Below are 17,987 nucleotides of genomic sequence, written 5' to 3' on the forward strand. Positions count from 1 at the left end.
GGGTTGAATAGTAGAACGGATGTGTTTTGCCGCTGCAAGACCAGCTCCAATACCGGAGCCGGTCTTTTTCTTTTGAGTACGAATGAGCCCTGAACAATAACCAATTTTGAATCAAACAAAATTCTGTGCACGTTGGAATATCTGAAGCATCGTCTCGAAGTCTTCTTTTAACGTTTCTTCATTTATCTGCTTTGGAACGAAGCTAAGTTGCTGTAACTCATGATTCTTTACTTTCAGTTCCTCTTTTAGTTCCCTAATCTGTTTGGCCATGTTTTCAATAAGCATTTGCTGTTTATTAGCCAATTCAACGATTTGATCCGTGAGACTATACTCAAATTCATGATCAATAGAACCCACTTGCTCCTTCACAGTGGCAACAGTAACTTGCTTATTATCCTTTTCTCTTTGGAGTTGATGACGCTCCCGTTTGGCTTGAGTAATTTCGTTCTGGAAGTTTTTTCTAACTTCGGAGTTCCACCTGAATCCACAAGCACTCTCTGTTCTTCCTAATTGGCTGGCTGCTTCAGCAAACCCTGCCAATTGCGTACTCTTGTTTAGTATGTGTTTTATTACAATATTAGCTAGAAGTAAATCTTCATCTGATCTCCAACCATCTTTTCTTACCTCTTGCATAGTATTTCACCGCCTTAAACACGAATTAGTAGCCATTGTTACCTGTTCTATTATATTTATGCAAATTAAGACTATATTCATGTCTAGAATGGAAGGGGGCTTGCCACAAATCAGCCGCAGGAGGCGGAATAAAAACCGTATACTATGTTTACTCATATGGACAAGTTAGTTCAATTTGTCGTAAATTATTATTAAGGCCGAAGATCATGGCATGCAAGGCAATACTACAATGAAACAAATCCAATTAAGAATTCATCTCAGGAAGCACCTGCGATTTGGGAAGACCCATGTCCAGGTGCTTTTTTATATTCCTGGCCAATCCAGCTGTGACTTACACAAAATCGCTAAGAGGAGGCTGCAGGACAACGAATAAGCGTAGAATCTATTGTCCATGCCGGTTTTTTTCATTTCAATATTCGGAGCGCTCTGTTTCTCCTAGGGCATAGGACTGGTCGACATCATGGTAGACATCACTTTGTGTAGAGGAAGATGGAAATGATAGAAACGCTAGTAGACTTAATCAAAATCAGCGCAGTAAGTATTCTATTCTCAAATGGGCTCGGAATTTACTTTTACTTCACCTTACGATTTTCTATACGATCTCGCATACTATACAATCTGTTGTATAGACCAGTTACCATAGCCTGGATTAGCAGCTCATTTTTAATATTCGGATATATGTTACTTAGCTTCCTAGTCTTACGATTCATTGATAAAAGTTTTATTGAAGAAAGCTTTCGGATTGGTACCTATTTTTTATATTTCCTTTTACCTGCATCTCCTCTACTTGCCGTTATGGGAGGGACTGCTACTAGGCTGCGGATCAATGTCGAGTTATCCTATGAGCGCTTTGGCATACTTTCATTTTGGGGAAAGGCTACTCGTAAAATGAAAGGTCGCTGGGATTGGCGTGAGCATGTATCATGCGAACTTATTTCAGTTCTCCGTCCGGTTACAATCGGTCAGGAAATCAAAATAATCAGTCCTTCAGCTAATTCAGGGGCTGACGAGCTATACTTTGCACATGAAATTTCAAAGCGACTTGGTATAAGAGTGAATATCCTGGCCAGTGATATAGCCGTCATGGATCATGAGCCATCATATACAGATGAGTTTGTTAGTTTTCGCTATATACAGCGTGTAGATGGTTTTAAGATACGACAGTATGTGAATACACCGGTTCATGTTATTTGGGATATGAAGGGGTGTTTATGGTACTCATGGAAACGCTCGAAAGTTTTACTGACCCGCTACTACGATCTATTAATCGATGGCGGTGTGTTAGTCATTGATGCTGCAGATTGTTCGTGGTGGAGGCGTATTCTAAATTCATATTTGATTCAATGTATACCATTTATGTTTGATTTTGCTGAAGTATCAACATATAAGAAGATGAAGTATTTATTTGAAGGTAAACATTCCTGGAGTCATCTATTCGCTGTCAAGTTTGCCGGCCATGGACGGTATCGTATAGCTGTGATCCGTAAATGTTCTTACTCTAGTAAGAGTGGCCAGGAAATCCCCATGGCTCACAGTTTTTAGCGGGTTGTAATATCCCTCCGGAGAGTCGATTAATTTCAAAATAACAAGAAGGTTTTACCATTTTTTTTGTCGAATAAGCACGATTACAATCTAACATTAATCCTCCACTACAGTGATGGGCAAAGGAGAAGCCAAGCCTTAACAGAGGGCTTATCCGTTTTTGCAAAGATGGTGTGGTAGAAGAACACGCCGGCGCACTCCAGAAGTTAACGGATGCTTCTTTAGAAATTAGTAGACTATGGAGTGAGAAGAGGGCTTTTAATTCTCTTAATACGAGAAAATTAACTAGGGTAATAGTTGGCAATGGCTCGTATAAATTGTTGCAGTCTAAGACTTTAATATTGTATGAAAAAGTGCTATAATAAGAATTGCAAACGCGCGAACGTATGTTCTTGATTGAGGAGTGATAAATTATTTATATCCTTGATGCTGAGCAGCTTAGACAAAAGACGGTTAGAAAAATGGAAGCAGATTTAGATAATGAAATTGAAGATGCTGTACGAATGTATAAGAAGGGCTATACACTTGTTGAGATTGCACAGAATATGCATTACAATATCGATGAGCTTTTAGATTATCTGAGGATTCATCATTACATTGATGTTGATCCAAAAGATATTGCTGATGCACGTAAATTTGCTGAGTATGAAGATGAAGTAAAAGTCCTGTTGGGGCCTGAAGATGATGAAGATGAAGATTAATTAGAATGTAACAGACTCCGCTTTTAGTGGAGTCTTTTTAGTTAACTATCAATATCAATATTTGATAATAACAGTTAATTCTTTCCTTTATGTCGAAATGTGTAGGACAAAAGGTGGGGAATTCCTCAATCAACTTGCTTTAAATTTATGTACTAAACGTATACATTTATCATTAAATGTGGCATAATATATAGAATTAAAGAGATCGTTTGTTCGTTTTTTTTGATTTGTATGGAAAAGTTATCAGGAGGTGAAAAGATGTACACAGCACAAGATGTTGCGAAGTGGTTCTTGTTCAATGTTGATCGTGAAGCTGGTGAATCCATTACGCATCTGAAGTTGCAAAAGCTTCTTTATTATGCCCAATCCTGGAACTTAGTACTACAAGGAAGTCCGATGTTTGGTAACCGAATTGAAGCTTGGGCACACGGGCCTGTTGTTCCAGATGTTTATCAAATTTACTCAGAATATAAATATGATGCCATCGGAGAGCCTGATGATTACCCAGAGTTTGACGATAACACCGAGCATGTGCTGAGCGAGATACACAAGATTTATGGTAAATTTGATGCCAAGTACTTAGAGAAATTAACTCACCAAGAAGATCCTTGGATTCATGCTAGAGGTGATCTTCCTCCAGAAGCAAGATGTAATGAGGAGATCACTTGGGAAGCAATGAAGGAATTCTATACGCAGATGCAAAATTCATAGTGTGTAGGTGATCGTCATTGAAAGTAAATGCAAAAACGGATTTAAAAACTCATCAAGCAGTAACTCTTACGAATGTTGAAGTGAAAATTTTAGGCTTAACAACTAAGAATGGCAGCGATAATGACGATCAGGAAGCTTACGTTGCACTTAAATACTTTGATGATAGTTACCAATGTTTTTCAGATTGGGATAAAAGTGAGTTAAAAGAGTTTAGTTCTTTCGTAAAGAAAGTAAGCAGTATGACTTGGAATCAGATTTATAAAACAGGTGGTAGTCGGGGAGCAAAAACCGGATTAGGTTACACTAAGCATAAGAATGCTAATAAACTGCCCAATAAAGCCCTGAGGGAAAAAATTAGCGAAGAATTAACTTTCTTCGAGCTTAGGGTTACAGGAGAAGCAAGAGTTCACGGATTTAGGTCTAAGAATACCTTTTTCTTAATGTGGCTTGATCGAGGACATGATATTTATCCTGAATAATATTTAACAATTAACAAAGTCACCTCTCCTACAAAGGAAAGGAGGCTTTTTTTTGTCTAGAAAATAAAAATGTCGGGTGACAAGAACATATATCGTTAGCAGACTTAGGACAAGAACATGCATTGTTACCCGCGGTAAAAATCAATTCTTAATGAGATGGACTTTTGAAAGGTGCGGAAGATGGTGAAGAACATCGACTTTTCTTCGCTCCGCTTCGAAAGTAGGGACGTCGGGGACGCCGACTTGGCGGAGGGAGGTAACGGCTCCAGTACCTATAGGCAGAAAAGCGTCAATTCTCTGCATTTGTGCTGCAGATACACTGCCCTGGATGCGATTCAGTGCTTACTCAGCTGCGCGAGTTGAGGTAGATCGTCGCTTCTATTCTCTTGAAAGAAACAAATACTACGAAATTGAGGTATCGCTATTGTTAAAAATGAAGTGCTTTACGATATTAATTATATATAGATAATTTTTTCCAAAAAGAGGGAGAGTCATTCTCATGGGAACTTTGGTTGTAAGTGTTGAGAATCAGATTTTGGCAACAATCGGTCTATTTTCTGCTATCCTGACTGCTTCGTTAGCCGCGAACGGCATCGTCATTGCTGTATTTACGTTTAAAAAGGGTGAACAAAAAGGTACCACCAAAACCAGAAAATTAAAAAAAATGCTTGGCTTGCTTGATTTTAGTTTCGCAATGCTCTTTAGTCCTGCACTCATTTGTACGTTAGTCATTGTGGCAGCAATGACTGGTGTTATGATGGATGATCATAAAATGTTTGTAATGGAAGGTACATACTTGGGGTACATTTTGTTTGGCTATATTATACTTTTTAATCTAGCGATGTTATTTCTAATACGTATTGAGGCGAAAGAGAAGGAACTAAAATTCATTATCGAAAAAATACTGTCTTGGCTTATGGTTTTAATTTCAATTTTCTTTATGTACCTTGTCTTTAGGTCTGATGAGCTTTACTTGCTCACTGTCCTTTTTGTTTGTGTGATTCAATTAATCTTTGGTATGCTTCAACTATGGCATATTATGGTGAAAGAAACGAAGTCAAAAAAAGACGATCCAGCTGTTTCCGTAGACGGATCGCGACCGAAGAGAAGTGCATATACTTAATTTGTCTGATCATGTATTCTATTCAGAAGAGTGTGGCATATAGCGGCTCTTCGTATTATTAGGTCAATCAGAATATACTGGTTAGCCTATTTTTTAGGTAAATTATGATGGCGGTAGCTTCTGCACTATATTCTCAGCCGAGCTAGCCATTACATATATCATGTTCCACCACCGCATGATATGGTCATGGGTGGAGGTTATTGCTTATGCTTAATCAACCGATAAAACCAATGCTGCTACAACCTTTGACGCCGGAGAAGATTAAATCAAACTGGCTGTCGAGTCTGAAATGGGATGGATTTCGCGTCCTGATTCACTATTCCGCCGGTAATGTGCGACGAGTGTTCACTCGTCACGGCACAGAAGTAACCGATCGCTTTCCGGAGCTCCAGCAAATCAAATTAAATGCTAAGTCAGCGATACTTGATGGAGAATGCATTGCATTCGATCTTACCCAGACTGCCGATCAGACAAAATATTGGTGGGACGACGCAATGACGCGATTTAATACAAAGAAACCTGCAGCAGTTCAGCAAATCTGCCGGTCTTTAACGGCCCATTTCCCAGTCTGGGACATTCTATGGGTGAATGGCGAGTCTGTCATACAGAAGCCATTTCTGCAGCGCAGAGAACGTCTTCAGGCGATCGTACCTCCATCAGATGTTGTCTCTGTCACACCCTTATATGAAAACGGCGAGCTGCTGTTCTTAAACGCGCAACAGCAGGGGCTAGAGGGCAGGGCATTGTTCAATACAATGGGGAGTCGCCATATTACATGGGTTCACGGCCGCAAGACGTCATCGTAAAAGTGAAGGCTTATCAATACGCGACATGCCAGATTTCCTCGATTCGAAAGAGCGAATTTGGCTGGGGCTTGCAGATGGATGGGAAATATGTTGGCGTTATTGAGTTTCCTCCACACCGAGACATGATTCGGGCGTTCCATGCTATATCGAAGCAACTCATAAAAGGGGAGAACAAGGACTGGATCTTTATTGATCCACTCTTAAGCTGCCGCGTTAAGTTTCAGTGTTTTTCAAAAGAAGGAAAGCTTCGTTCTCCAAAGTTTGAAGAGGAGGAGGAGTTCTCCTTTGCGACAAATATCAATCAAAGGGAAGTTGTCGGGTCTTAACTTGTGATCCAGCGTTTTTTTATCTTCATTTGCCGGGAGCTGAAGCTTCCGGCTTCTTTATTATCTGCGCTGCACGCCATAAAATCCAATAAACTGGACAACAAGATGGTAGTAGGGGGCGGTGTTTTTATGGAAAATCTCGAATATTTATCAGAAATTCAGAACCGGCTGCGCAAAACGAGAGGAGCGATCCGGGAGCGGATTGATAATGCAGAAGAGCTCTTAAAACTTCTAGACGATCTTCCTTACGAGCATAAGAACTTTTTCGAAGATAGCATCATGGTCTTATTATTCCGGCTTCAACGTCATTACGACGTTTGGCAAAAAATATTAACCGAGCGTCGGAGAAGAATGGTGCAACCGCCAATAAGACGTATCAAGTAAGAATGGGCAGCGGAGTGTACCCCCTGCCTCCTATATTAGGTCGTGAAGGCCTACTGCTCTTGTTGAGTCAGTTTCACTTGGAGATGCTAGTAATACCATTTTTAATACTGACTTAATTGAGGAAACCATAAATGTAACAGAGAATGATATTATTAATAATACAAGTGTGTAAGCCAGTTTTTCACTCAATGAATTCCCACTGTCTATCATAACCCCGACGAGTTCGCTCCAAACAGGGAAACAAATCACTGCAGTTAATGTGACTGGTCCCCATTTTTTCACCGAAATATCCTCACTTAAACTCTTGTAGTACTCGATTAGTTCTTCTAGATGTAACTCATCTAATTGCAGATCAATAATTTCTCTCTTATTTTGTCGGTACGATAAGCTCTTAAAAATCTTAATTTGTTTGTCCGATTAGATTTAGAAAGTAAAAGAGTATACTCAGGATAATGTAACCGAGCATATTGAAATGCGTAATAATCATCTGATAGAAGAATAGTGTCGGATGACAAGAACATATATGCTTAAGAAGCCGCTAACTGCGGCTTTTTTCAATTTAACGATAGAAGTTCTTGTCAAAACCCAGTGACAAGAACTTCTATCGTTAGCCGACTTAGGACAAGAACATGCATTGTTACCTGTAGTTGAATAGGCTTCTCAATAAATCGATATATCTATCCGGCAATAATGGACTATACCTATGATGAAAAGGGGAATATTGAAGTAATTACGGTTACATTTCCGGACCTACGCCGGAACTTCCTTTGAGGCCGAGATAGACAGCTTTATGGTCACCGGATTATTTTCCTCCCTTTAGAAAATGTGCCAACCGCTCCAGTTTGTCCGCGAGATCCGGTCCTGTCAGCGTTACATTTAACTTATTATATCCGAATTGATCGGCTGGAACTGTGCGAAAAAGACATTAATTTTTAGTGCAATCGCATTTGCAGGTTCATCAATAATTCTAACTGCGCAAGCATCCGATAAAGATAATACATCCAGTGGAAAAACGCTTTCCCAGTTATACCTGCATCTTGTTTCCTTGTTTCTTGCTGGTCCATCAATGTTCCATGAACGATCAATTGAACTCCCCCATAACTCTTCTTCTAAAGAATTGGATACGAGTAAAAAGTTCAATCGAATTCGAGATCATGTGGTATATTTGATGTAAAGATTACCCATTTCCTAATGACCCAATATCGAACAATTGAAGCTACATTGTCGGTGGTTGGGAATAATGGGATCGAAGCCAGGCCATAAATAACAATTCTACAACGTGATCAGCGTAGAGATTTGAAGGATCTGTGATGGCTATATACAGGGGGTTAATGGATGGGTTTTAAGTCGAAGTATCGTGGTGATTCAAACATTGAAAGCCCAGAAGCGCTTTTTCATGACCTACGGAGTCGGAGCGTAGAAGGATTGTTGTCACATCAAGCCGATGTTTTAAGGGAATACAAAAAAAGTTCTGTCGGAGATCCCGAGGTTGCAATGGAACTTCCGACAGGCAGCGGTAAAACATTAATTGGCCTTTTAGTCGGAGAATGGCGTCGGCGTCAATTGCAGGAACGAGTTGTATACCTATGCCCTACTAAACAACTTGTTCACCAGGTTGTTGATGAAGCGAGATCAAAATTCGGGATACATACACTTGCATTCACCGGATCACAACGTGATTATGATCCAAAAGCGAAAGCTGAATATAATCAAGGTGAAGCGATCGCTGTAACGACTTACAGTAGTCTGTTCAATACAAACCCATTCTTTTATAATCCAAACTTTATTGTACTTGATGATGCGCATGCAGCAGAGAACTACATTGTTAAACATTGGTCCCTCAATATTTCTCGATATGAATTCCCTGTAATCTACACCCAACTGCTTGAGATATTAAAAAACGGTTTAGAACCTGAGCAGTATCAGCGGATGCTAGCCGACTCTGCCTCTCCAAATGATAAAGCATGGGTCGAAAAAATACCGACCCCAAAATTCATTTCACAATTACATCAAGTGATTCCATATTTGGACGAAGCCGTACAAGGGAATGAATCACTCAAGCACAATTGGTCTGTTTTAAGGGAACACCTCAGAGCATGCCATGTATATGTGAATTATGGGTCAATACTGATCAGACCAATCATTCCACCAACTCTTACACACCCGGCATTCTCACACGCCAAACAGCGACTCTATTTGTCCGCTACACTCGGACTTGGTGGTGAGTTGGAGCGAATCACTGGCCGTGACAAGATTAAACGTATAAAAGCTCCTGAGGGGTGGGAAAAACATGGTGTCGGCAGAAGACTATTTTTCTTCCCAGGTGTTGCTCTTAATGATGCGCAAACGAACAGCCTTGTTCATTCTTTAATAAAGGAATCGTCTCGCTCACTTACATTGGTACCGGATCAACAATCAGCCGATGATCTTATTGCTGAAATTTCAAAATTTAGTAACAAGGACATCTATCAAGCAGGAGATATTGAGCATTCCAAGCATGTATTTACAAAGAGCGAAAACGCAGCAGCGGTCCTTGCTAACCGGTATGATGGCATTAATCTTATCGGCGATGAGTGCCGTCTAGAAATTATTCAAGGGCTACCGTCAGCTGCAAATTTACATGAACGATTCTTAGAATCCAGAATGGCAGCTTCGCTTCTACTTAGAGATCGTATTCGCACACGAATTGTACAAGCCGTTGGCCGTTGTACAAGAAGCGCAACAGACTACTCAGCAGTCTGCATAGTTGGTGACGAGCTACAAGATCGGTTGCTCCAAAGAGAGAACATTCGACTTTATCATCCTGAAATGCAAGCTGAGTTACTATTTGGTTATGAAGAATCAAAAGCTGCAACTGGAGTCGTTGACTTCATGGAGATGTACCGTATTTTTTTAGCACAAGATGATGATTGGAACGATGCTGACGCTCAAATACTTGCTCGACGTCAAGATTATGAACAAAAGCCAGATCCGCTGATGGATAAACTCCAACAAGCTGCATCGTATGAACTGTACTACCAAAGGGACATGTGGGCCGGCGACTACCAAGGCGCGTTAAATCATGCCAACAATATTGCTTCACTGCTCGATGGTAACGATTTAAAAGGTTATCGCGGATTATGGTATTATCTTGCGGGTAGCGCGGCATGGCTTGCTGCACAAAGTAATGAAAGCTTCACAGCAATAGCTCGCAGTCGGTTCGATCAAGCCGCTCATTGCACTAATTCTGTAACTTGGCTGCGAAAGTTAATGCCCGAATCCTCAAGATCGGAAAAATTTGAAGTAGACGACAATCACCTTTCATTCCTAATTGAACGTTTAGAGGTACAACTCACTAAATTAGGCACTAGTAGTGATCGTAAATACAATAAATTAGCCCAGGAAATCCTGAGTGGACTCGCTTCAAATGCTGATGGGAATGCATTTGAACTATCCCACGTGAAACTCGGAAACCTACTAGGATACGATGCGGGGAATACTGAGGAAACAGGCGGTCCAGATCCATGGTGGATTTGTGGAAATGACTTTTGTCTTGTTTCAGAAGATTACACAGAAACGGACGGAACTAAAGCTATACCGTTATATAAGGTCCGCCAACTGACAACACATCCGACTTATATTCGGACCCATGTTGGAGGTCTTACTGCAAATGCTGAATATGTGAGAGTATTTATTTCTCCTTCAGCAACAATTGAAGATTCAGCAGTGACATATGCAAATGAACTCGCTTTCTGGCATCAACCAGCGCTCCTTGATTGGGCAAACCAGGCTATTAATGTTATTCGAAATTTACGTTTAGATTTTACTGAGGCAGGTAATGAGCAATGGAGAGCTAAAGCAATGGATGCATATCGCGAAGCTAGACTAAATCCTATAGGTATGAAATCGCTATTTTCGCAATTATCTACTCTCCCTTCTAGAGTAGGCAATACCGAATCTGCTGATGATACAACAGGATAATGAAGAAGTTCAATTATGATACATTGTTATGTAACCCCGTTATCCGGAAATGCGCCCATACCAAGCACGACGAACTAGTTAGTGCCTAAAGCCAAATAGAGAAAGCGTGGGAACGTTTGCCGGTGAAGGGTCCAAGGGGATTTAGCGATCTTATAGCACAGTCCTATTTATTCGCTATACTGTCGGACCCCGAATTATCCCTATATCAGACGATGACGCTCATTGAGCGTCTTTTTTGCTTCATGCCTTATCACGAGGAGGCGGTTAATTGGCCGTCTCTCGCTAACGGCGGTGTGCAGGGGGTAAATAAAAAAGCTCTGAGGAGGAAGCAAATATGCAAGAAACGAGCAGCACGATTACGATCAAAGATCTCGTGAAGCTCGATAAAAGGGTCAGCACCATCATCGCGGCGGAGCCGTTCCCAGAAGCGCGGAGGCCGGCGATCAAACTGAGCATTGACTTCGGCGATCTCGGGATCAAAGCGCCTCCCGGATTTGGCACAGTGGAAGGCACTACTTGATCAGGGAAGGCCCTCCGATTTCCTAAAGGACGACTCAGTGTTTATTTGACCATTCGTACCAGCCCGATTTCACCACATCCGAGCTCAGTCTGTTCCGGCTCGATATCATTCAGTTTGTACACGCCTAACTTAAGTCGAAGGGCATTCAAGCGCATCATCCTATTCGGGGAAACCACTCGAACAGTTGTTAGCCCATTCAATATACTCCCTTGAGGATATGGAGGGATATCTGCGCAGCATGGTCAACACCGCTATGGAATACTGTGTCCTTCAGGAGCAACCTAAGTATGCTGGATTAGAAAATAAGCAGTATATACATTCCCAATATGGAGAGGATCCGGCACGCAACAACTTAGCCGACGTCATCTATCTCCATCCAGGCTACCTAGCCCGATTGTTCAAGAAGGATACCGGCGTATCGCCGTCCTCGAAAGCGCTATGTGGCTGATTCGATCCTCCTGGCAGCGGAAGATCCGAGAGATCGTGACACCGGTATGCTGCCTGCTACTCTATTATGTACTGACTGTCTGGACGACTATCCAGACAGGTACGCGATGCTGGCGCACCGCTGCTGAAGCTCCATTCTCTCTTGGCCGACACATAGATCCTGACGTACGTGCGGTGCTGCTCCATTCTCTTCTGGCTCGCAGACCGCTACGTCATCACCGTCGCATTGCTGCTGCAGCTCAAACCGAAACCTATTTTTCATTAAACATTTCTTTTCTTTAACCCATACCAAACATAACCGAGCTACTTTCGCGCTCCCGGCGGCCGGGTAGAGCAGACTAACCGGACGAAATCCGGGCTTCGCGATCGGCATTCCAGCGGTGAGATAGAGCAGTTGCAGTTCGTGCTCCTGGTTGTTCGGGCGAACGGCGGTGGGATCGAGCAGCTGTAGCTCGCGCTTTTTTATTGTGTAAATACAATCTTATTGTATTTTACGAGGCATTCATTCTTCTCATTTTTCTGACTGATCCAAAATCAGGTTAACAGGATCACTGAGAGCCCCGTGATTGAGTGCGTTGGTGTCGGTTGATAAGAAAATTGTCAGAATGAAGTCCGCGCAAATCGCGGGCTTCTTTAGTTATCGGATCAAGTTCTTGTCATTTTGTATTGACAAGAACTTGATCCGATTCCCGATTGCTGACAAGAACATTGTCCGATTCCCGACAATCAGCCGGCTTGCCTTGCATGCGAAAGATACATCATCAAACAGTTATACCACCTTTTCCGTTTCTTTAACCGGTATAGGTCTGCGAAAAAGGTTGCTAAAGCTGAATTACCCGCATCTTGTCTCAACCGGGGGAGTAATCGACGTAGAGACGTAAGATGCCTGCGTGTACGAAAAAAAATGAATTTAGGAAAATTCAGGCGCAATACCCAAAAAGACACCAGTAGACGATTTGAATATTTTTCTTTAGGCTTAATTTATCTGAAATTGACAGGAGGTGGCGTATCAGAGTGGAACAATGGTTCGTTTACGGAACCGCTGTTGCTGGTATCATAGGTGGACTGTATCCCATATTGAAAGACGTGGTGATATGGTTGAACCAAAAGACGAAAGCGAAGCGGACAACAAAACGAAAACGAACTACAAAACGCAGGCATACCTTCCAGGGCAACCGCTAGCGCAATGTAGTCCGTTTTGGTGGGTCAAGGGAACCTTCGGGTTCCCAACAACCTATAATCCATTATAACCATTCCATCTGATATTTGTCACATTGGTATATATAAAATATACACGAAGGAGGTCAAAACAAAGTTGAAATTAAACTACTTGATTGTAAGTTTAATCAATGCATTATTGTTGTTAGTTAGTAATAGTATATGGCTTACATCACTCTTAATTATTGCAGTAGTCTTAAACTTATATACTGGAGTTAAAAAATATCGAGAGAGACAAGTTATTTAGTGATTATTGATTAGTATATGTAAGAGGATAAAAAATAAGAAAAGTGTATTGAAGTAATTTATTGTTGTAGGTGGTAGTGAGATGATTGTTTAGAGTTCTATCAAGAGATGTATTTAAACCGTTATAAAATAAGACACTAAGCTTTGATAGTCAGTAATAGCTCTCCTAAAAGGATCAGTAAGGATAGGTTCTTCAATTAATGGAAAGTGATGAATGACAACACTCTTATCCTATATGTCATACTGAAGTGCAAGAAAAAATCAAAATAGTAGGGGACGCTCTCAGCTAATTGGAAGCGTCCCTTTTGTTACTTTATCGGCAGTTTATCAAATCGCGTATTGCAAGAGAGGGGTGGTTGGTGGTGGTTTGGTGTAGGGAATACACTCGAGAATTCATCTCACTGACACAGATGCTGAATCGAAAACGATAACGTTCAATGACATGCTATATCATGAGAATCGCATTTCAGTAAACTCGACTAAACAACGTGAACAACTTTTAGCTCAGAACAAAATGTTGGTAAGAATCGCAAAAATTCAGTAGATCAGTTTATTAACGCAGGCAATAACAGCCACTTTAAATGGCTTGACCTGGTGTCGAATGATGTCGAACGTATGTTCTAAAAAAGTCTTTTATTGTATCAATAGATATGATATATTGGATTTGTTAGCACTCGTCCGTGTAGAGTGCCAATAATATGAGGGCGAGTGATTAGTGGAATGCATGAATACTCTGTGATAGGGCATCCAAGAAAGACAATAATATTGGTACTTGCTCTTGTATCGGGAGCTATTAGTAAGGCGATTACATACTTGTTTGAAACAAGGATTGTAGAGAAGTTCGATTTAGTAGTCGGCTTTTCTATCAGTACATTTACTGTATTTGGTCTTCTGTATTTACTATTTAATCATGTGCTGTGGAAATTGAAAGTTTTCTCTAAGTTGCTTCATTTCCCTGATTTAAATGGAGAATGGGAGTGCATTGGTTTAAGCAACAATATTAAACAACAAAAACAGTATCCCTGGAATGGCACCTTAGTAATTAAACAGACATGGGATAAAATGCTAGTTTCAATAAAGACAAGCACATCAACCTCGCATTCTATTAGTCTAACTGGGGGAATAAAGCATTTCCCAGGATTAGGATACAAAATGTCATATCACTTTGAGAACATTCCCAATGTGTCTGAAACTGAACTCAAGAAGCATGAAGGGTTTTGTATTCTAACATTCGATGAAGAAATATTAGGTGCAACCGGTTGTTACTTCAACAATATTAAGGATCGAGCGACTTATGGAGAAATGAATCTAAGAAGGAGAGAAGAAAATGGCGAAGTTGGATTACTCAAAGAGGCTTGAAAATCTGCAAAAGAGAAGACATGATGACGAGCTGATAAAGAAGTCCTTTGCTGGGAAGTACGAAGTTCTAACGGAATCGTATGAGCAGCTTAAGGAAGGTTCGACAGTCAAATATGTCATTGGTGCAATGTTACCAGTCGGTGAAAAGTACACAAAGAATACTCTTGCTGAAGCGGATAGGGTTCAAAATCATCTTCAGGGATTAAAAGATAAAGGATATCACATTGAATTTAAACATCAGGGTTCAGTTACAAACGATACTCATATTAGGGCTCATAGTGACATCGACATTTTGACATTACATTTAGGATTTATTAGTCTCGAACCTCCTCAGATAGCTTCCTCTCCATATAAGGGGAACCCTGTAGAAGCACTAATTAAATTGAGAGATGACTGCTATAACATTCTTCGTGATGCTTTCCCAACCGCTGATGTCGATAACACCGGCGCAAAATCGATAAGCATACAAGGTGGGTCATTAAGAAGGAAAGTTGATGTGGTACCTTCAAATTGGTACAACACGGTACTCTATACGCAGACAAAGTTAAATTATTATCGTGGAGTCATGGTTTTGGATTATAAAGAAAAAAAGCAATTACCAAATACTCCGTTCTATCATAATAAATTGTTGAATGATAAAGATACAGCAACTTCGAGTAATTATAAAAAAGTGATCAGGCTCTTAAAGACCATAAAGGCGGATTCAGATTCTGCCATTGATCTCAGCAGTTATGACATTGCTGCACTAATATACCATATGGAGAATTATGATCTATTGATCGGCAAATCTCCACTTAAACTAATTAGCAACTCACTTAAATATTTGAAGTACGCATTAGAAAATGATAATTTTAGAAGCGGCTTACTCGTCCCTGATAAATCAAGAAAGATTTTTGAGCCGAATAGGGCATCTAGTAGTGGTTTGAAGCAGCTGATTATCGAGTTGGAAACGATTCACCAAGACTTGTTAGATGATTTGAAATTATTTAATGGAACCATTAGTAAAGAGATAATTGCATAGTAAGTGTGTGCGGGCTATAACAACTTTATTATTGCTCGCATTTTTTAATTAGTTTCTCTTATTAATAGTAAATTAAGTTCATTTGTGGTCGGCTGGTGAAGACGTGTCGGTTGACAAGAATATTGTCCGAATGAAGTCCGCGTAAATCGCGGGTTTCTTTTATGTATCAAGTATATTAGGAATAGACATTGATTATCTAATGGAAAAAATCGATTCCAAGAAGCAAGAGCTTTATGTTGATGAACCGGATTATGATGATGACCGCTGGCGAGATTATGATAGAGATCAAGACAATAACGATTATGATATTGATACTTTATTCGACAGTTTAAGGGAATAGTTAATTTATCTTTACCAAAGTGAATGTTTATGCTGACGCTGCTCCGAGTTGAAAGTATGTCACTGAATCTTTAATCCGATTTGTGACAATTGTAAATCAAAGCAGTGACAATAAACTTTAAAGCTGCCGTCAATTGCCGGCAGCTTTATTTGTGCAAAGAATAACTGAACTCTTTAACCGGCAGCAGCGTTCGGCTGACGTTTCGCTCTGACATCTGTCCGATATATTCAACTATTGGCAGGCTATAGTTATTAACGATGTTCAGAAGTCTTTTCTCGATCGACTGCACCAGTTAAACGAGGAAAGGGCGGTGGAAAGCAAGCGAAATGCTGTATGTAATACGATGCTCGGGACGATTAATGAAAATATCGTTTCGATTGGAACGGCGCTTATGCTGCTGCTTGCGAGCTATAAAATTCGAGATGGTAGCTTCACTGTTGGCAGTTTATCATTGTTTGTTTATTTTCTAGGATACGTGTCAGGTTTTACCCGTCTGCTCGGTAGCACGCTTTCCGGATTCAGAAGTGCAGTCGTCTCGCTCGCGCGCATGCGAGAGGTTATCGGAGACAGTGATGTCGAGAAGCTGACGAGCAACGACCCGCTCTATTTGAAAGAGTGGTTGCCGGAAGAGGCGGTGGCGGTAAATCGAGTAAGATTGGAACAGATCGACGTTGGCTGATTAAGCTGTATTTTTCCGGAGTCGGGACGTGGTAAGGGACATCACATTCTTCATGCCGCTTGGTTCGATCACCGTCATTACAGGCAAAATCGGCTCCGGTAAATCGACTCTGCTACCCATAGCTTCCGGTCAAATCCGGTGGAATGGGGAGCTGCACTTCTTATTTCGTTTATTGATATTACCGTTAGGATAATTTAATGATTTGGAGCCACTGAAATACATGTTTGACAGATTTGATTTAAGCCGCCATTAGAGATGCACAGTCTCAATAATCCGCAATAACTTTCAAAAGAATCTAATACCTATGATAAGCTGCCGGCAACTGTCTGGTGACAAGACCATTGTTCAAAAGAAGTCCAGTAAACGTGGGCTTTTTTATTTACGTATAGAAAAGGCGCTAATTTCTGGAGAAAATAAATGATAAAAATAAATGGAAGGTTGTTTTTTTTGATTCATCATCCACCTTTTATATATAAGCATTCAATTACAGATCGGTTCAGGATGTAATAGTGAGGCTGCGAGTCTACTGTTTCTATTACAAAATCAGCTAAAATATACGTCTCTCACTTTTCTTTGATAAAACTTAGACTGTTTCGACAAGATTCTTATATATTTGCTATTGAGTGATCTTCAGGTAGAAAATACAATAATAGTGTAATTGTATTATAACATCTGGTTCAACTTCAAAAAAAACCCATTTTTAACTTTGGAAGGAGGGGGATGGACATGTTCTCAAAGCTATTTGGAATTGAGCCTCAGGGTCCAGCATGTAGCTGTAAAACTGTAGGCGGCACTTGGTGTGGTCCAGCTGCTCCGGGCACTTCTTGTGAGCCAGATGGAACGGTATATGCAGATTTAATTGACTGCTACACTCGTGATTTTTGTACTACTCAAGCGACAGGTCAATGCTGCGCCGGCTAAAAAAGGAAAACTAGAGGAGCTACACTTAATGTGTAGTTCCTCTTCCTAATTATAGTGATCCTAAGGAGAATAATCATCCATGCCTGAAATTATCATTATCATTTGTTTATTATTAATTTGGATAATCTCAATTTCTCTATCTTACCAGGTTTTAAAGTTCTTTAATAAAGAAGTAGGCAGTTTGCTAAGAAAAAATAATATGCCTATAAACAAAGAATTGAAGATAAGCAAAATAAATGATCTACTAATGACACCCAATTATTTTGGCGAAAATGGAGGTATGGTGGCCTTTTCTTCTCCAACATGTGCCCCTTGTTATGATGGTATAGAAAGGTTTATAAATAAACTTAAAATTGAAAGTATGGCTGGGGTTTGTTTTGCAGTAATGGAAAATACAGAACAATACAACAACTTCTTTGAAAAGTTTTCAAGTGAAATTAAAATTCTACCAATTTCAAGTCAACAACTAACTACATTTGGAGTGAATAGATTTCCAAGCTATTATCACATTAGTAAAGATGGCGTAGTTAGTGAAAATAATATCCTGTAAAGGAGCCTGTGTAGGAAGGAG

Annotated in this window: 18 protein-coding genes; 16 read left to right on the forward strand and 2 right to left on the reverse strand. The window is 40.4% G+C overall.

Features of this window, described 5'->3' with window-relative positions:
• Positions 1 to 111 precede the first annotated feature (111 nt).
• Positions 112 to 633 carry a hypothetical protein gene (locus tag AC0YNS_RS26300; protein ID WP_475783902.1) on the reverse strand — a complete coding sequence of 174 codons (522 nt, stop codon included), beginning with the start codon at positions 631 to 633 and terminating at the stop codon, positions 112 to 114.
• A gap of 495 nt (positions 634 to 1,128) precedes the next feature.
• Between AC0YNS_RS26300 and AC0YNS_RS26305 the strand changes: the two genes are divergently transcribed.
• The 10 genes from AC0YNS_RS26305 (at position 1,129) to AC0YNS_RS26350 (ending at position 11,185) form a co-directional block, all read left to right on the forward strand.
• Positions 1,129 to 2,175 carry a hypothetical protein gene (locus tag AC0YNS_RS26305; protein WP_475783903.1) on the forward strand — a complete coding sequence of 349 codons (1,047 nt, stop codon included), beginning with the start codon at positions 1,129 to 1,131 and terminating at the stop codon, positions 2,173 to 2,175.
• Positions 2,176 to 2,636: 461 nt separating this feature from the next.
• Positions 2,637 to 2,876: a hypothetical protein gene (locus AC0YNS_RS26310; RefSeq protein ID WP_475783904.1), complete on the forward strand. Its 240-nt coding sequence runs from the start codon at positions 2,637 to 2,639 to the stop codon at positions 2,874 to 2,876.
• Between the two features lie 258 nt (positions 2,877 to 3,134).
• Positions 3,135 to 3,587, forward strand: coding sequence for a Panacea domain-containing protein (locus AC0YNS_RS26315; RefSeq protein ID WP_475783905.1), 453 nt, complete (start codon positions 3,135 to 3,137; stop codon positions 3,585 to 3,587).
• Between the two features lie 17 nt (positions 3,588 to 3,604).
• Positions 3,605 to 4,066: an MAG6450 family protein gene (locus AC0YNS_RS26320; RefSeq protein ID WP_475783906.1), complete on the forward strand. Its 462-nt coding sequence runs from the start codon at positions 3,605 to 3,607 to the stop codon at positions 4,064 to 4,066.
• Positions 4,067 to 4,565: 499 nt separating this feature from the next.
• Positions 4,566 to 5,189, forward strand: coding sequence for a hypothetical protein (locus tag AC0YNS_RS26325; protein ID WP_475783907.1), 624 nt, complete (start codon positions 4,566 to 4,568; stop codon positions 5,187 to 5,189).
• 206 nt (positions 5,190 to 5,395) lie between these two features.
• On the forward strand, positions 5,396 to 5,995 hold the full coding sequence (locus AC0YNS_RS26330) for an ATP-dependent DNA ligase (protein WP_475783908.1): 600 nt from the start codon (positions 5,396 to 5,398) through the stop codon (positions 5,993 to 5,995).
• Entirely contained in the window at positions 5,965 to 6,321 is a 357-nt protein-coding gene (locus AC0YNS_RS26335; RefSeq protein WP_475783909.1) for a hypothetical protein, read from the forward strand. The genes AC0YNS_RS26330 and AC0YNS_RS26335 overlap by 31 nt, the downstream gene beginning before the upstream one ends.
• Before the next feature lie 3 nt (positions 6,322 to 6,324).
• On the forward strand, positions 6,325 to 6,705 hold the full coding sequence (locus tag AC0YNS_RS26340; protein ID WP_475783910.1) for a hypothetical protein: 381 nt from the start codon (positions 6,325 to 6,327) through the stop codon (positions 6,703 to 6,705).
• A 1,335-nt stretch (positions 6,706 to 8,040) separates the two neighbouring features.
• Entirely contained in the window at positions 8,041 to 10,665 is a 2,625-nt protein-coding gene (locus AC0YNS_RS26345; RefSeq protein WP_475783911.1) for a DEAD/DEAH box helicase, read from the forward strand.
• A gap of 334 nt (positions 10,666 to 10,999) precedes the next feature.
• On the forward strand, positions 11,000 to 11,185 hold the full coding sequence (locus AC0YNS_RS26350) for a hypothetical protein (RefSeq protein WP_475784041.1): 186 nt from the start codon (positions 11,000 to 11,002) through the stop codon (positions 11,183 to 11,185).
• A gap of 535 nt (positions 11,186 to 11,720) precedes the next feature.
• On the opposite strand, the gene AC0YNS_RS26355 is transcribed toward AC0YNS_RS26350, so the two are convergent.
• Complete coding sequence (locus AC0YNS_RS26355; protein WP_475783912.1) at positions 11,721 to 11,894, reverse strand: hypothetical protein; 174 nt, start codon at positions 11,892 to 11,894, stop codon at positions 11,721 to 11,723.
• A 304-nt stretch (positions 11,895 to 12,198) separates the two neighbouring features.
• Here AC0YNS_RS26355 and AC0YNS_RS26360 point away from each other — a divergent pair, with 304 nt between their 5' ends.
• The 6 genes from AC0YNS_RS26360 to AC0YNS_RS26385 all read left to right on the forward strand — a co-directional run bounded on the left by AC0YNS_RS26360 (position 12,199) and on the right by AC0YNS_RS26385 (position 17,966).
• Entirely contained in the window at positions 12,199 to 12,513 is a 315-nt protein-coding gene (locus AC0YNS_RS26360) for a hypothetical protein (protein WP_475783913.1), read from the forward strand.
• A gap of 1,291 nt (positions 12,514 to 13,804) precedes the next feature.
• The gene (locus AC0YNS_RS26365; protein ID WP_475783914.1) at positions 13,805 to 14,455 is read left to right on the forward strand and encodes a Cap15 family cyclic dinucleotide receptor domain-containing protein; all 651 of its coding nucleotides are present in this window, start codon (positions 13,805 to 13,807) and stop codon (positions 14,453 to 14,455) included.
• Entirely contained in the window at positions 14,424 to 15,476 is a 1,053-nt protein-coding gene (locus AC0YNS_RS26370; RefSeq protein ID WP_475783915.1) for a nucleotidyltransferase-like protein, read from the forward strand. Before AC0YNS_RS26365 ends, AC0YNS_RS26370 begins: the two co-directional genes overlap by 32 nt.
• 650 nt (positions 15,477 to 16,126) lie before the next feature.
• A complete protein-coding gene (locus tag AC0YNS_RS26375; RefSeq protein ID WP_475783916.1) occupies positions 16,127 to 16,495 on the forward strand; it encodes a hypothetical protein in 369 nt (122 codons plus the stop codon).
• 28 nt (positions 16,496 to 16,523) lie between these two features.
• Positions 16,524 to 16,688, forward strand: a complete 165-nt coding sequence (locus tag AC0YNS_RS26380; protein ID WP_475783917.1) for an ATP-binding cassette domain-containing protein — start codon at positions 16,524 to 16,526, stop codon at positions 16,686 to 16,688.
• 807 nt (positions 16,689 to 17,495) lie between these two features.
• On the forward strand, positions 17,496 to 17,966 hold the full coding sequence (locus tag AC0YNS_RS26385) for a hypothetical protein (RefSeq protein WP_475783918.1): 471 nt from the start codon (positions 17,496 to 17,498) through the stop codon (positions 17,964 to 17,966).
• Positions 17,967 to 17,987 lie beyond the last annotated feature (21 nt).

The organism is Paenibacillus sp. J22FR21, from assembly GCF_056269135.1.